The organism is Pseudomonas sp. LF-5, assembly GCF_037626295.1.
Lineage (GTDB): Bacteria > Pseudomonadota > Gammaproteobacteria > Pseudomonadales > Pseudomonadaceae > Aquipseudomonas > Aquipseudomonas monsensis.
In genome coordinates this window covers 1031273-1044028 of sequence record NZ_JARKMT010000002.1, presented here as the reverse complement: position 1 = coordinate 1044028, position 12756 = coordinate 1031273, and the positions used below count along the sequence as shown (strand labels likewise).

At 58.0% G+C, this 12756-nt stretch carries 14 protein-coding genes and 1 pseudogene; 4 read left to right on the top strand and 11 right to left on the bottom strand.

All coding sequences use genetic code 11. The features are described from left to right. Positions 1 to 30: 30 nt before the first annotated feature. The 7 genes from rbsD to PseuLF5_RS11830 form a co-directional block, all read right to left on the bottom strand. Positions 31 to 435: a D-ribose pyranase gene (gene rbsD, locus PseuLF5_RS11860; protein WP_123463360.1), complete on the bottom strand. Its 405-nt coding sequence runs from the start codon at positions 433 to 435 to the stop codon at positions 31 to 33. Continuing rightward, entirely contained in the window at positions 432 to 1349 is a 918-nt protein-coding gene (gene rbsK, locus PseuLF5_RS11855) for a ribokinase (protein ID WP_123463362.1), read from the bottom strand. The genes rbsD and rbsK overlap by 4 nt, the downstream gene beginning before the upstream one ends. Positions 1350 to 1374: 25 nt before the next feature. Next, positions 1375 to 2394: a LacI family DNA-binding transcriptional regulator gene (locus tag PseuLF5_RS11850; protein ID WP_222833271.1), complete on the bottom strand. Its 1020-nt coding sequence runs from the start codon at positions 2392 to 2394 to the stop codon at positions 1375 to 1377. A gap of 3 nt (positions 2395 to 2397) precedes the next feature. Then, a complete protein-coding gene (locus PseuLF5_RS11845) occupies positions 2398 to 3375 on the bottom strand; it encodes an ABC transporter permease (RefSeq protein WP_123463366.1) in 978 nt (325 codons plus the stop codon). Then, positions 3372 to 4925, bottom strand: coding sequence for a sugar ABC transporter ATP-binding protein (locus PseuLF5_RS11840; protein ID WP_123463368.1), 1554 nt, complete (start codon positions 4923 to 4925; stop codon positions 3372 to 3374). The genes PseuLF5_RS11845 and PseuLF5_RS11840 overlap by 4 nt, the downstream gene beginning before the upstream one ends. 56 nt (positions 4926 to 4981) lie before the next feature. Further along, on the bottom strand, positions 4982 to 5938 hold the full coding sequence (locus PseuLF5_RS11835) for a sugar ABC transporter substrate-binding protein (RefSeq protein WP_123463370.1): 957 nt from the start codon (positions 5936 to 5938) through the stop codon (positions 4982 to 4984). A gap of 197 nt (positions 5939 to 6135) precedes the next feature. Further along, positions 6136 to 6582, bottom strand: coding sequence for a hypothetical protein (locus tag PseuLF5_RS11830; protein WP_123463372.1), 447 nt, complete (start codon positions 6580 to 6582; stop codon positions 6136 to 6138). Between the two features lie 348 nt (positions 6583 to 6930). Here PseuLF5_RS11830 and PseuLF5_RS11825 point away from each other — a divergent pair, with 348 nt between their 5' ends. From PseuLF5_RS11825 to PseuLF5_RS11815, 3 genes are all read left to right on the top strand, one after another. After that, positions 6931 to 8019: an asparaginase gene (locus PseuLF5_RS11825; protein WP_123463374.1), complete on the top strand. Its 1089-nt coding sequence runs from the start codon at positions 6931 to 6933 to the stop codon at positions 8017 to 8019. Positions 8020 to 8219: 200 nt separating this feature from the next. Continuing rightward, entirely contained in the window at positions 8220 to 8489 is a 270-nt protein-coding gene (locus PseuLF5_RS11820; RefSeq protein WP_123463376.1) for a DUF1654 domain-containing protein, read from the top strand. Between the two features lie 4 nt (positions 8490 to 8493). Continuing rightward, a complete protein-coding gene (locus PseuLF5_RS11815) occupies positions 8494 to 9183 on the top strand; it encodes an endonuclease (protein ID WP_186747752.1) in 690 nt (229 codons plus the stop codon). Between the two features lie 58 nt (positions 9184 to 9241). On the opposite strand, the gene PseuLF5_RS11810 is transcribed toward PseuLF5_RS11815, so the two are convergent. After that, positions 9242 to 9610 carry an SPOR domain-containing protein gene (locus PseuLF5_RS11810; protein ID WP_123463380.1) on the bottom strand — a complete coding sequence of 123 codons (369 nt, stop codon included), beginning with the start codon at positions 9608 to 9610 and terminating at the stop codon, positions 9242 to 9244. 250 nt (positions 9611 to 9860) lie between these two features. Between PseuLF5_RS11810 and csrA the strand changes: the two genes are divergently transcribed. Beyond that, on the top strand, positions 9861 to 10055 hold the full coding sequence (gene csrA, locus PseuLF5_RS11805) for a carbon storage regulator CsrA (RefSeq protein WP_003179932.1): 195 nt from the start codon (positions 9861 to 9863) through the stop codon (positions 10053 to 10055). A gap of 236 nt (positions 10056 to 10291) precedes the next feature. On the opposite strand, the gene PseuLF5_RS11800 is transcribed toward csrA, so the two are convergent. The 3 genes and pseudogenes from PseuLF5_RS11800 to PseuLF5_RS11790 all read right to left on the bottom strand — a co-directional run bounded on the left by PseuLF5_RS11800 (position 10292) and on the right by PseuLF5_RS11790 (position 12688). Beyond that, positions 10292 to 10747, bottom strand: coding sequence for a DUF2214 family protein (locus PseuLF5_RS11800; RefSeq protein ID WP_128615695.1), 456 nt, complete (start codon positions 10745 to 10747; stop codon positions 10292 to 10294). A 1020-nt stretch (positions 10748 to 11767) separates the two neighbouring features. Further along, positions 11768 to 12266, bottom strand: a pseudogene (locus tag PseuLF5_RS11795) (lysis system i-spanin subunit Rz). Beyond that, on the bottom strand, positions 12263 to 12688 hold the full coding sequence (locus PseuLF5_RS11790; RefSeq protein WP_340133589.1) for a cell wall hydrolase: 426 nt from the start codon (positions 12686 to 12688) through the stop codon (positions 12263 to 12265). Before PseuLF5_RS11790 ends, PseuLF5_RS11795 begins: the two are co-directional and overlap by 4 nt. Positions 12689 to 12756 lie beyond the last annotated feature (68 nt).

Here is a 12756-nt window from a genome sequence, read left to right as displayed (position 1 = left end):
GCGCATTCCTTGTGCATTTGAAATTGAAAGTTAGAACGTAACACCGGCCACCAGCACGATGTTGCAGTACGGCTGACATTCGCCTGTACGAACAATCGCCCGAGCCTGTCGGCTAAGAACCTTGAATTGTTCGTGACTGAGCAGATCGCGACGACCCAGCGCCCCCTCTTCATTCAACACATCCAGCGTTGTCAGCGCTGTCGGCTGCTTGTCGAAGATCTCTTTGGCCAGCACATGGCTTTCCACCTGCATCTCGCTGAGCACGATTTTCAGGGTGCTGACGAAATCCGGAACGCCGTGGGTCAGCGCCAGGTCAATCAGCTCGACGCCCGGCGGCACCGGCAGTCCAGCGTCACCGATCACGACCATGTCGCCATGACCCAAAGAGGCAATCAGTCGCGATAACGCGACGTTAAGCAAAGGAGTCTTTTTCATGCGGGTTTGAATGCCTGTACGTCGGACATGCTGGGAATGGAGGGTTGTGCGCCGGCGCGGGTGACCGACAGGGCAGCGGCGATCTGACCGTAACGGATCGCCTCGGCTTCGGACTTGCCGTCGGCCAGGGCAGCGGCAAAACCACCGACAAAGGTGTCGCCTGCCGCTGTGGTATCGACGGCTTTCACCTTCGGTGCCGGGAAGTGTTCGAACCCCTTGCCGTTGGCAAACAGCGAACCTTCGGCGCCCAGGGTAATGATGACTTTACCTGCCCCCATCGCGATCAGGTGGCTGGCAGCCTTTTCTGCCGACTCCCGCGACTCGACCGGCAGACCGCTCAGGGCCGCGGCTTCGCTCTCGTTGGGTATCAGGTAGTCGATGGCCGCGAACCAGTCGGCCGGCAAAGGACGACTGGCCGGCGCAGGGTTGAGGATCACGGTCTTGCCCAGCGTGCGGGCGCGCTTGAGCGCATGCCCCACGGTGGCATCCGGGATCTCGAGCTGACAGATAATCACGTCAGCATTTTGCAGAACGGCATCGAAACGATCGATCACCGCTGGCGTCATGGCGCCGTTGGCGCCGGCGACGATGACAATCGCGTTCTGACTGTGGTCATCGACCACAATCAACGCCACGCCACTGGAGCCCTCGACCACGCTCACTGCCTGACAATCAATCTGCTCGGCCAGCAAGGCTTCACGCAATTGCACGCCATAGTCGTCATTGCCCACACAGCCGATCATTGCCACCTGCGCCCCCAACCGCGCAGCGGCCACGGCCTGATTGGCCCCCTTGCCACCGGATACGGTGGCAAACGAATGGCCAATCAGCGTTTCACCGCCTCGGGGCAGCCGTGGTGCACGGGTGACCAGATCCATGTTCAGGCTGCCTATTACCACTACATTTGCTGGCATACATCACTACTCGTCAATTCGGTTTTCAGCGGTATTCAGTGAACACGCCAGACAGCGGCGCAGTTGATTCGCGCAGGACAATACTCGGTGTCACGATCCGTTGATCGGTGACCATCTGCGGCGTGGCAATCCTTCGCAGCAAGACCTCGGCGGCCATTTCACCCAGTTGCAGGATCGACTGGCCAACCGTGGTCAATGCCGGATACACATAGCGACTCATCTGGATATCGTCGAAACCGATCACTGACAGTTCACCCGGCACCCGCACGTTGCGCTCGGCGGCCGCGCGCAAGACACCGATGCCGATCATGTCGTTACCGGCAAAAATGGCGCTCGGCGGATCGTTCTCAAGCAGGATGGCCGCCGCGTTATAACCACCGGTACTGGTGAAATCACTCTCCAGCATGCGCGCAGGGCGCACTTCGATGCCCGCCTCTTTCAGCGCTCGGCAATATCCCGCCTGGCGCATCTGCGCCACACTGGTGCTCGCCGGACCTCCGATCGTGGCGATATCGCGATGCCCCAACTCGAGCAAATGGCGGGTTGCAAGATAGGCACCGTATTCATGGTCGATACGCACCAGATCCGCATCCACGCCGTCGAGGTCGCGGTCGACGATCACCATCGGCGTCTTCACGCCGGCCAGCCCCTGCGCGAGACCACTGTCACCGCCCGCCGAGGCAACGATCAAACCATCAATGCGTTTTTCCAGCAGCACGCGCAAATAACTGCGCTGTTTCTCCGGGTTGTCATCGGAGTTGCACAGGATCACGCAATAGCCGTTACGCTCACAATAATCCTCGATGCCCCGCGCCAGCTCCGCAAAGTAGGGGTTGAGACTGTTCGGCACCAGCAGCCCGATTGTGGCGGTGGTCTTGGCCTTCAGCGAGCGCGCCACGGCACTCGGCACGTAGTCGAGGCTCTTGATCGCCGCTTCGACCTTGAGCCGCACCTCCTGACTGACTGGCCGGGTGTTGTTCACCACATGCGACACGGTGGTGTAGGAAATCCCCGCGAGCGCCGCCACATCCTTGATCGTTGCCATGATTCAGCCCCGGCGAGTTGCACGTTGACTGCGATAAGTATCGAGCACCACCGCGATAACGATCACCGCACCGGTGATGATGCGCTTGGTCGGTTCGGTGGCACCAATCTGCGCCAGACCGGCCGCCAGCACGGAAATGATCAATACACCAAAGAACGTGCTGATCACTGAGCCACGCCCGCCCATCAGACTGGTGCCGCCGATGACCACGGCTGCGATCACCTGCAGCTCAAGCCCCGAACCGGCATTGGGATCCGCGGCTTCCAGACGGGAAATCTGGAAAAGCGCAGCGATACCGGCGAGCAGGCCCATCAGGCTGAACACCAGAATCTTGTAAGGCTTTGGATTGATCCCGGCCAGACGCACAGCTTCTTCGTTGGTACCGATGCCGATCAGGTAGCGGCCGAACACTGTGCGCGTCAAAACCGCCTGCGCGATGAAAATCACCAGCAAGGCAATGATGAATGAAGGCGAAATACCGAACGCAATCGGGTTCGACAACCAGGCAAAGGCGTCGCCGATGTAGGCGGTGCGCGACCCCGTCATCTGATACGCCAGGCCCCGGGCCATTTCGAGCACGCCAAGGGAGACGATGAACGAGGGAATCCGCCAGGCCACGGTGATCGAGCCGGTGATGGTGCCGGCCAGTGCCGCCACCGCCATGCCGAGTAACGCCGCCGGCAACACGCTCCAGCCCCAGCCGAGAATGGCCACACTGACGGTCGATGCCGCCAATGCCAGCACCGAGCCGACCGACAGGTCGATACCGCCGATGATCAGCACGAACGTCATGCCGACCGCCAGCACCATCAGATCGGGAATCTGGTTGGCCAGGGTACTGAAGGTGTTGTAGGAGAGGAAATGGCTGCTCAGCACCGAGAACAGCGCAATCATCGCCAGCAAGGCACCGGCCAGGCCCAGATAAGTGCCCAGACCGTAAAAATTGCCACTACGTTTGCCGGCAGGAGATGCAGTTTTCATGGAAGATCCCTAGGCGCCGCTTCGTTGAGCAACGCATCACGTTTTTGGTAGCCGGCGAACGCGGCGGCAAGCAAATCATCCTGAGTCCAGCTGTCGCGCTCGAATGTGTCGATCAGGCGGCCCGCCGACAGCACGCCGATCCGGTCGCAGATCAGCATCAATTCACGAAGGTCGCTGGACACCACCACCAACGCTTTGCCCTGACGAGTCAACTCGCCGAGCAAGGCATAGATGTCGAACTTGGCACCGACGTCGATGCCTCGGGTCGGCTCATCGAACAGCAACACCGAACAGTCTCTCTCCAGCCAGCGCCCGATCACGACTTTCTGCTGGTTGCCGCCAGACAGCTCTGACACCAGTTGCGCCGGACTCGAACTGCGGATGCGCATGGCATCAATCTGCCGCTGCGCCAGCGAGATTTCGTCGCCGTTGTTGACGAAACCGCCGCTGGAAATCTCCGGCATGTTGCCCAATGCGATGTTGGCGCTGATCGACTGACTGAGCAGCAAGCCTTCGCCCTTGCGGTCTTCGGTGATCAACGCTATGCCATGACGCACAGCATCGACAGGCGAACGCACACTCACCGCCCTGGCTGGCGAGCCAAGTGCAATGGTGCCGCTGTCGGCGACGTCGGCACCGAAAATCAACCGCAGCAGCTCGGTGCGCCCTGCCCCGATCAGCCCGGAAATGCCGAAAATCTCGCCGGCACGCACTTCAAACGAAACGTCGCGCACCTTGTCCGAACGAGTCAGACCCTTGACCGTCAATGCCGGCGCGCCGATGTTGCGCTGCCCCATGTCGATGTGCTCGCCCAGCTCACGACCGACCATCAACGTGACCAGTTGCTCGCTGTTGTAATTGGCCATCGGCTCGACGCAGACCAGGTTGCCGTCACGCAGCACGGCAATCCGTTGCGCGACCCGCGCCAGCTCTTCGAGGCGGTGGGAAATGTAGATGATCGAGACGCCACGCGCCTGCAACCGGGTGATCTGTTCAAAGAGCATTTCGACTTCGCGCGCGGTCAGCATCGCGGTCGGCTCGTCGAGGATCAATACATGGCAATCGCCAATCAGGTTGCGGGCGATTTCGACCATCTGCTGATGGCCGATGCCCAACTCGCCCACCAGCGTGTCCGGATCAATCGCGTCCAGACCGACCTGCGCCATGGCCTCGATCGCCGCCTTGCGCAATTGCTTGCGGCTGATCCAGCCACCGTTGCTCGGCAGATTATCGAGGAACAGGTTCTCGGCCACCGACAGGGTCGGCAACAGATTGAGTTCTTGCATGACCATGCGCACGCCAAGGTCTTCGGCCTGGGTCCGACTGCCCGGACGATACTCCTTGCCGTGGAACTGCATCTGGCCGGTGGTCGGCGTGACCAGTCCGCCAATGATCTTCGACAGGGTACTTTTTCCGGCACCGTTCTCGCCGGTCAGCGCCAGTACTTCACCGCGCATCAGCGTCAAGTCGATGCCGGTCAGCACCGGTTGCGCATAGGTCTTACCGATACCGCTGACCGAGAGGACAGCGTTCGGGGCGGAAACTGACATAAAAACTCTCCATGCGCTCGCCCGGACGGACGAGCGCCGTTGTGTCGCCGGAAGACTTACTTGGTGACCAGTTCGACCGGCGTTTCAATCACGCCGTTGGCACCGCTGTCGACCTTCTCGCCCTTGATGATTTTCAGCGCAGTCTCGATGCCAAAGACAGCTTGCTTGGCGGCGAACTGATCGGCTGTCGCGAGGACTCGACCGTCCTTCAACATTGGCTTGATCGCATTGATGTTGTCGTAACCCACGACCTGCACCTGACCGGCCTTGCCCGCAGCTCGTACAGCGGAAACCGCACCGACGGCCATGCTGTCGTTGCCGGCCAGCAGCGCTTTGACTTCCGGGTATTCACTGAGGATCGAAGCCGCGACCTTGTTACCCTTGTCGATTTCCCAATCACCGGATTGCAGGGAAACGATCTTGATCTGTGCTGCGTCCATCGCGTCCTTGAAGCCAGCAGTCCGCTGCTGGGCGTTGGTGGTCGTGGACACACCTTCGATGATGCCGACTTCGTCGCCCGCCTTCAGTTGCTTGGCCAGGTATTCGCCGACCAGACGTGCACCTTTACGGTTGTCCGGACCTACGAAGGGTACGCTGATGTTTTTGCTTTTGACGATCGCCGGATCAAGCTGATTGTCGATGTTGATCACGGTGATGCCGGCATCGACGGCTTTTTTGATCACCGGAACCATGGCCTTGGAATCGGAAGGCGCAATCACCAGTGCATTGACCTTCGCCAGAATCATCTGCTCGACGATGCGCGTCTGGCCGGCGGTATCGGTTTCGTCCTTGATGCCGTTGGAGATCAGGTCGAAATCGGCGGAATGTTCTTTCTGATAAGCCTTGGCGCCATCTTCCATGGTCAGGAAGAATTCGTTGGCCAGGGACTTCATGACCAGTGCGACTTTAGGTTTTTCCGGGGATTCGGCGAACGCCGAGGAGACAGGTAGTGCGGCGGCTGTGGCAGCCAGCATAGCGACAGCAAGAAGACGTCCAGCGAATGGCAGCTTCATGGGTTCACTCCGATCTTATGATTATTGTGAGCAACGCTTGCGCTGGCGTAAGCTACGTCGCTTCCCTCAGAGGGATTGCCCGCTGGGAAAGCTGCGCAAACGTTTGCGTAGACCGAACTATGCGAACCCTGCCGACATTTGTCAACAATCACACATCAGCATTTGTTGCAGGGCAAATCGCGTGATTCGCCCGCATCTCAGGCAGTAGTACTGATCAGACCGCCGCCGCCGGAATCCTTGGCCAGCTCCTTGATCAGGTTGCCCGAAACTTCCGAAAGAGCGCCGTTGGTATCGGCTATCTGCCCCTGAATCGCCATGACGGCGGTCTGCTTGGCTTCCGGAGTGGGATAACTGGCGGCTTGCGCTGCCGCCAATTGCTGTTGCTGTTCCTGCAACTGCTTTTGCAGCTCCTGCAGGCGCTTGAGCAGCATTTTCACGGCGATACTTTGATTGCTGCCGCTTTCGGCCTTGCTGTCTTCCTGTGCGGCGCCACCGGTTCTGACCTGGGTGGTGTCGCCCTCTTTGTCGCCCAGCGACTGGGCGGAGGCTTCGGCAGTCGCGTCGCTCAGAGCATTGATCGTGGCTGCGGATTTGCCGCCGATGGTGACAGCGCTGGCATTTGGAAAACCAACCGAAAGTGACATGTGAACTCCTCAAAAAATAAAGATTCCTTGAAGACGCATCGGCGCAGAGCGCCGTTTCTTTAGCAAAGCCATCGAATCTGCGCCTTGCCCTCTGCAGAACAAGCGTGATCCTTTCGGCCAGCCGAACGCGCAAGCCGCCAATATTCGGAAACCCGGATGCAGCGTTGAGCACCACGGCACAGCAACGTATAAATTCCTGATTTAAATCATAAGGTTAAACATTTCTCTCAAGCAAAGTACGGATGGTACAAATCCTGCTCCCTCCCCTGTACCCGGGTATCCAGATCGGCCCGGGCGCATCTAGATGAACCTGCATCAAGCACCGTCTCACTACTAGAGAGAAAAATAATGAAATCTGCTTTCAACACTTTGGTTCCGGGCGCATTGGCCCTCCTCCTGCTCCTGCCCACCGCCCTTCAGGCAAAAGAAGTCGAAACCCAGGCCAAGCTTGCCAATGTCGTGGTACTTGCGACCGGCGGCACCATCGCCGGAGCTGGCGCCAGCGCAGCCAACAGCGCCACTTATCAGGCAGCCAAGGTTGGCGTCGAGCAACTGATTGCCGGCATTCCCGAGCTGAGCAAACTGGCCAATGTGCGCGGCGAGCAAGTCATGCAGATTGCTTCGGAAAGCATCACCAACGAAAACCTGTTGCAACTGGGTCGTCGCGTCTCCGAACTGGCTGACAGCAAAGACGTCGACGGCATCGTTATCACCCACGGCACCGACACCCTGGAAGAAACCGCCTACTTCCTGAACCTGGTCGAAAAAACCGACAAGCCGATCATTGTGGTCGGCTCGATGCGTCCGGGCACCGCCATGTCGGCGGACGGCATGCTTAACCTGTATAACGCCGTGGCCGTGGCCAGCAGCAAGGAAGCGCGCGGCAAAGGCGTACTGGTGACCATGAACGATGAAATCCAGTCCGGTCGTGACGTCAGCAAAATGATCAACATCAAGACCGAGGCGTTCAAAAGTGCCTGGGGCCCACTGGGCATGGTGGTCGAAGGCAAATCCTACTGGTTCCGCCTGCCTGCCAAGCGTCACACCATGGATTCGGAATTCGACATCAAAAACATCAAGAGCCTGCCTGACGTAGAAATCGCCTACTCCTACGGCAACGTGTCCGATACCGCCTACAAAGCCCTCGCCCAGTCCGGCGCCAAGGCCATCATCCATGCCGGCACCGGCAACGGCTCGGTCTCCTCTCGCGTCGTGCCAACCCTGCAAGCCCTGCGCAAGGACGGCGTGCAGATCATTCGTTCGTCCCATGTCAATGCCGGCGGTTTCGTCCTGCGTAACGCTGAACAGCCTGACGACAAGTACGACTGGGTGGTTGCGCATGACTTGAACCCACAGAAAGCGCGCATCCTGGCAATGGTCGCCCTGACCAAAACCAACGACAGCAAAGAGCTGCAACGGATGTTCTGGGAATACTGATTGACCTTCGCCCGATCCGTTCGCGATCGGGCACTTTGCTCACCCTTCACCGACCGGGTGGAGGGGGAGCATGCGCGGCAGCCCTCCTGCATTTTTCACACAAATATTTCGGCACACCTCACACCAAAATCGGAAAACGGCTGTCAGAGGATTTTCTTGAATTTTAAGCAGTTGCGAAATTGCCTACAGTTAAATACTGTATGCACGTACAGCTTAATAAGGATAACCTCGTGGCCACCTCTCCTGATGCTCCTGACGCCTACGAACGCATGGGTATGCGCGTTCAGAAAATCATCAATTCTCCGACTGCACAAAAAGCCAAAGCCGCACTGATCTTCCGCCTGCCGGATGAGCCAACGGATGAGTGGGAGCGCCTACTCGAGGAAATCGACGAGAACGATAACGTCACCCTTGCCTATCGCGATGATGGCGGCGTGCAGATTTTTTGGGTTGTACCGAAGGAAGATTGATTCAATGAGTGTCCGCTGTTTTGCTTTGCTGTTGTTGTTCATCACCATGGGCGCGCAGGCTGGCGCCCCTCGCACATTCACCGAAGCCAAGAAGGTCGCCTGGAAGCTCTATGCGCCGCAATCCACCGAGTTTTATTGCGGGTGTAAATACACCGGCAACAAAGTCGATCTGAAGGCTTGCGGCTACGTACCGCGCAAAAACGCCAAGCGCGCTTCACGTATCGAGTGGGAACACATTGTCCCGGCCTGGGAGTTCGGCCATCAACGCCAATGCTGGCAGGAAGGCGGACGCAAGAACTGTACGCGTTACGACCCAGGCTATCAGAAGGCTGAAGCGGACCTGCACAACCTGGTGCCGAGCATCGGCGAGGTCAATGGCGATCGCAGCAATTTCAGCTACGGCTGGCTGCCAGTGCAGTCCGGCCAGTACGGCTCCTGCCTGACCCAGGTCGACTTCAAGGCGAAGAAGGTCATGCCCCGCCCTTCGATTCGCGGCATGATCGCCCGGACCTACTTCTACATGAGCAAGCAGTACGGCTTGCGCCTGTCGAAACAGGACCGGCAATTGTATGAAGCATGGGACAAGACATATCCGGTGCAAGACTGGGAGCGTCAACGCAACCAGAGCGTGGCCTGCGTAATGGGACGTGGCAACGAATTCGTCGGCCCGGTGAATCTGAAAGCCTGTGGCTGACGGGATGCGCAAATAAAAAAGGCCGTGAGCATAACGCTCACGGCCTTTTTATTTACGCCTACGGCGCGATCGGGTGCTCGATCACCACCGATTCAATGTTCTGTTTTTTCGCCTTCACCAATGCCGCGTCCACTTGCACCTTACGAGCTTCAGCATCGGCCTGGGAGTTGAACGGACCGATCAGAATTCGCGTTTTACCACTGCTGTCCTTGATCACCGTCGGAACGAATGCGTGCTCGATCAACCAGCCACTCAGATCACTGACAGCCTGAGGCGTTTCGCCGCGCACCTCCAGATCCCACTGCGGTGCAGAAGCCGCCGCTGGTGCCGCCGCCACTGCCGCTTTCGGCTTCTGTACGTCTACACTCTTGCCTTCACCACATCCTGCCAATGCCAGTGCCGCGATGACCCAGACCAATTTGCGCACAACACTTTCCTCGGAATTCTCAAAGCGGCGATCTTATCATTCAAAAATACTTCGCGAGCCCCGCAAAATGGGCACAAAACAACGAGATTGATGATTGCAGCCTCTGTATAGTTACGCCCTGGGAATTAATGCCGCATCTGCGCGTCAGAAAGAGGCACCCAAACCGTGAGACTTCGCACTAATCTATACGTACCACCGACCTCTGCACTGTCTGAATCAGGTGCCCTACAAAGCAATCAAGGAGAAGACCATGCTGATACTCACCCGCAAAGTCGGTGAAAGCATAAATATTGGTGATGACATTACGATCACCATCCTCGGTGTTAGCGGCCAACAGGTTCGCATTGGCATCAACGCCCCGAAAAACGTTGCCGTACACCGCGAAGAGATTTATCAGCGCATTCAGGCAGGCCTGACCGCCCCGGACAAACCACAAACGCCCTGAGCCGCATCGCAAACCCTAGCCAGTTCGTTTACCCGCGCGTAATGACTGGCTAAAGATTCACGCGCCGTATTGCCACCCGCTTCCCACTCCGCTGGGCACGGCGCCTGAAACACAGCACAGCTTCGCCCCGCATCGCCTCGATCTCCCCGCCCTTCTTTCTTTCCGGTCGATACTACCTGTCATTACCAGAACTGACTGTCGGACGTTTCCGATAGAGAGCAGGGAATTGCGCCGTCCTAAGCAAATGTCACACCGCGAGCCATGCCAGTGGCCGCAATCACCATCAGCACCATCAGCAGTGCTTCGACGTGACTGATTCGCGCAAACAACTTCGCCCGGCCGGTATCGAGCTCTGCGCCTCGCCCCAAGGCAATACGCCATTTGATCAGGGTGATCATTGGTGCGAGCTCTATCAGCAGAATCAGCACAAACAGCGTCATCTTCAAATGAAACAGCGGCTGATGAAGATAATAGTCAGCGCCCTTTTCGAACCCGCCGAATGCACGCATCCCGCCCGTGATCAGCAAAACCAGCGCAGAAATCCCCCAGAGGCTGTCAGCCAGCAAAACCCGCTTGACCTCCCCCGCGCCCGAACCCAGGCGCATGAACGCCGTGCCGCGCGTCAGCACCGCCCAGAAGCCCAGAGCAAACGCCAATAGATGAACAGCGGCAAGCAACCAGTGAATCAGCATCGAAACACTCCCGTGACAAGAGTCGGAAATCGGCCAGTCAGTAGTAGTCGAAAAAGCAGGGACCTGCTTGTCGAAGATCGCTACGGGTTGAATAGAGAGGAACAGGAGGAGCGGACGCCAAATCGCAGGCAAAAAAAATCCCAAGCAGCTGATGGAAGCTTGGGATTTAAAAATGCATAAACCGTGGTGGTGAACGCGGGGCGAATATTACTGAATTCAAAGAGGGGCAACAACGTTTTTTTGATAACCGGTTGGTTAAATAAAATCGTAACCCCTTCAATATCCACACAATTTTCAAGGATGACGGCGACCGACGGTGAGCTATCAGCCGAACACCAGACCCAAACCTTTTCCGTGCCCCTGCAAATCGCAGACAACAAAAAAGGGCCCACCTTTCGGTGAGCCCTTCTAGACCGCCCAGCAGAGCGGATTTTGTTTGGTAGGCGCGATTGGACTCGAACCAACGACCCCCACCATGTCAAGGTGACCACGAAACACATGCAACCTATTGATCTAAAAGAAAAATGTATGGTTTTAGCTTAGGTACAAAACAGCCACATAGCCCTATAAAAATCAATAACTTAGCGTTGGATATTCCTACAGTAGTCGCCCCTTTCCCCCGGCGTCCTGCCGACCGAAACACAATCAAACTTCCCGGCAATACCAAGACTGCGCATACAGCACACCATCGACCTCCTCCAGGCCACTCAACGTAAAACCGAGCGTTGCCATGCTGGTAGGGCGAGCATCAAGAAGCGGTCGAAGCGGTGGCGCATCACCCGGCCAGGCACCATGCCGCAGAGACGCAGTGCTGGACGTTCTTTTGAGGATGTCAGACGGTGCGCTGGCGAAAATGATATCTCCCCTTACTGGCTCGGCACTGGCGATATCCCTTTTCGCTCTGGCGACACCGCGCTCTCTCATGGGCACAATCAGGAAATGCATTGCCTGCTCGATACTGGATAAAAAAACAGTATCGGTAATCAGCCTAGTAACTTTCAACGGCGCACTGATCGGCGGTCAGCGATTCAGTTCCGTGACATAAGCCTGGCACGCAGCCAGCGCTATCAGTCCCCGGTCGCCGGTGTCGGTGATGGCGATAATTCGTTGAGCATGCGCTGGGTCAAGTCGGGCTCGCGCTCCTCCATGAACCACGCTGCCGGCTGCGGTACCGGCTGGCACCGAACAGCCACCGGCTGAATCCGTGGCGTCGAGAAGGACTGACAGCCGCAGATCAGAAGTGGCAAGGCGATCGCGCAGGCGATCCTGATTGGTTTGAACATCGCTCAGTACCTTGTAGTGGGTTTGTTCGCTGGCCGACAGACGTTGCTCGAGCACCAGGCGCTTGTCCTGTTCGGCGCGCGGCCACGTTGCTTATGGCGGCCAGATCGTCCTTGTGCAGGCCAGCCTGATCGGCGAGCTGCTTGCCGTAGCGCCAGTCCTGCACCCGCCAAGTGCAGGCGGCAACGATCAGCACCAGAGCGAGCATGCCGATCAGCTTCCACGGAACCGGGCTCATGGCACATCCTTGAAGAAGATGTGCCGGCCAAGCTTCAGCGTCTGTTTTGCTCCCACAGCCCAGGCCGGTGCCTTCGGCATGGTGGTCGCGTAGTAGTGAGTGGCGCCGCCAGTGGGATCTGGCTCGGTACCTGACATCACCAGGTCGGCAGCCTTCTGCGCCTGGGCGAACTGCCCGGCCGGAATCGGCTTCGCGCCGCTGAGGTAGGCAAAGTTCGGATCGTTTTTGTTCCAGCAGCTGAACTGGTAGGGCTTCAGGCACACACCGGCGTAGCCTTCACCCCACCACGACTTGGCCTTACCATCGTTCACGCGGTTGCGAATGGTCCAGGCCACGGCAATCTGCCCAGCCAGACTTTCACCGCGCGCTTCCCCCCACAGCGTGCGAGCTAAAATGTCGCAATCTTTGTTGGTAGCTGACATAACTTTTCTCCGGGCGAAAAAAAGCCCGCACAGAGCGGGCGTTTAATATGCGAGTAATTATCGGGTAG

Excerpts from the sequence above, each read along its gene's own strand:
- PseuLF5_RS11800 (WP_128615695.1), bottom strand. The coding sequence starts at position 10,747 with ATGCTGATTCACTGGTTGCTTGCCGCTGTTCATCTATTGGCGTTTGCT.
- rbsD (WP_123463360.1), bottom strand. The coding sequence starts at position 435 with ATGAAAAAGACTCCTTTGCTTAACGTCGCGTTATCGCGACTGATTGCC.
- PseuLF5_RS11830 (WP_123463372.1), bottom strand. The coding sequence starts at position 6,582 with ATGTCACTTTCGGTTGGTTTTCCAAATGCCAGCGCTGTCACCATCGGC.
- PseuLF5_RS11825 (WP_123463374.1), top strand. The coding sequence starts at position 6,931 with ATGAAATCTGCTTTCAACACTTTGGTTCCGGGCGCATTGGCCCTCCTC.
- PseuLF5_RS11835 (WP_123463370.1), bottom strand. The coding sequence starts at position 5,938 with ATGAAGCTGCCATTCGCTGGACGTCTTCTTGCTGTCGCTATGCTGGCT.
- rbsK (WP_123463362.1), bottom strand. The coding sequence starts at position 1,349 with ATGCCAGCAAATGTAGTGGTAATAGGCAGCCTGAACATGGATCTGGTC.
- PseuLF5_RS11840 (WP_123463368.1), bottom strand. The coding sequence starts at position 4,925 with ATGTCAGTTTCCGCCCCGAACGCTGTCCTCTCGGTCAGCGGTATCGGT.
- csrA (WP_003179932.1), top strand. The coding sequence starts at position 9,861 with ATGCTGATACTCACCCGCAAAGTCGGTGAAAGCATAAATATTGGTGAT.
- PseuLF5_RS11850 (WP_222833271.1), bottom strand. The coding sequence starts at position 2,394 with ATGGCAACGATCAAGGATGTGGCGGCGCTCGCGGGGATTTCCTACACC.
- PseuLF5_RS11815 (WP_186747752.1), top strand. The coding sequence starts at position 8,494 with ATGAGTGTCCGCTGTTTTGCTTTGCTGTTGTTGTTCATCACCATGGGC.
- PseuLF5_RS11790 (WP_340133589.1), bottom strand. The coding sequence starts at position 12,688 with ATGTCAGCTACCAACAAAGATTGCGACATTTTAGCTCGCACGCTGTGG.
- PseuLF5_RS11820 (WP_123463376.1), top strand. The coding sequence starts at position 8,220 with ATGCACGTACAGCTTAATAAGGATAACCTCGTGGCCACCTCTCCTGAT.
- PseuLF5_RS11845 (WP_123463366.1), bottom strand. The coding sequence starts at position 3,375 with ATGAAAACTGCATCTCCTGCCGGCAAACGTAGTGGCAATTTTTACGGT.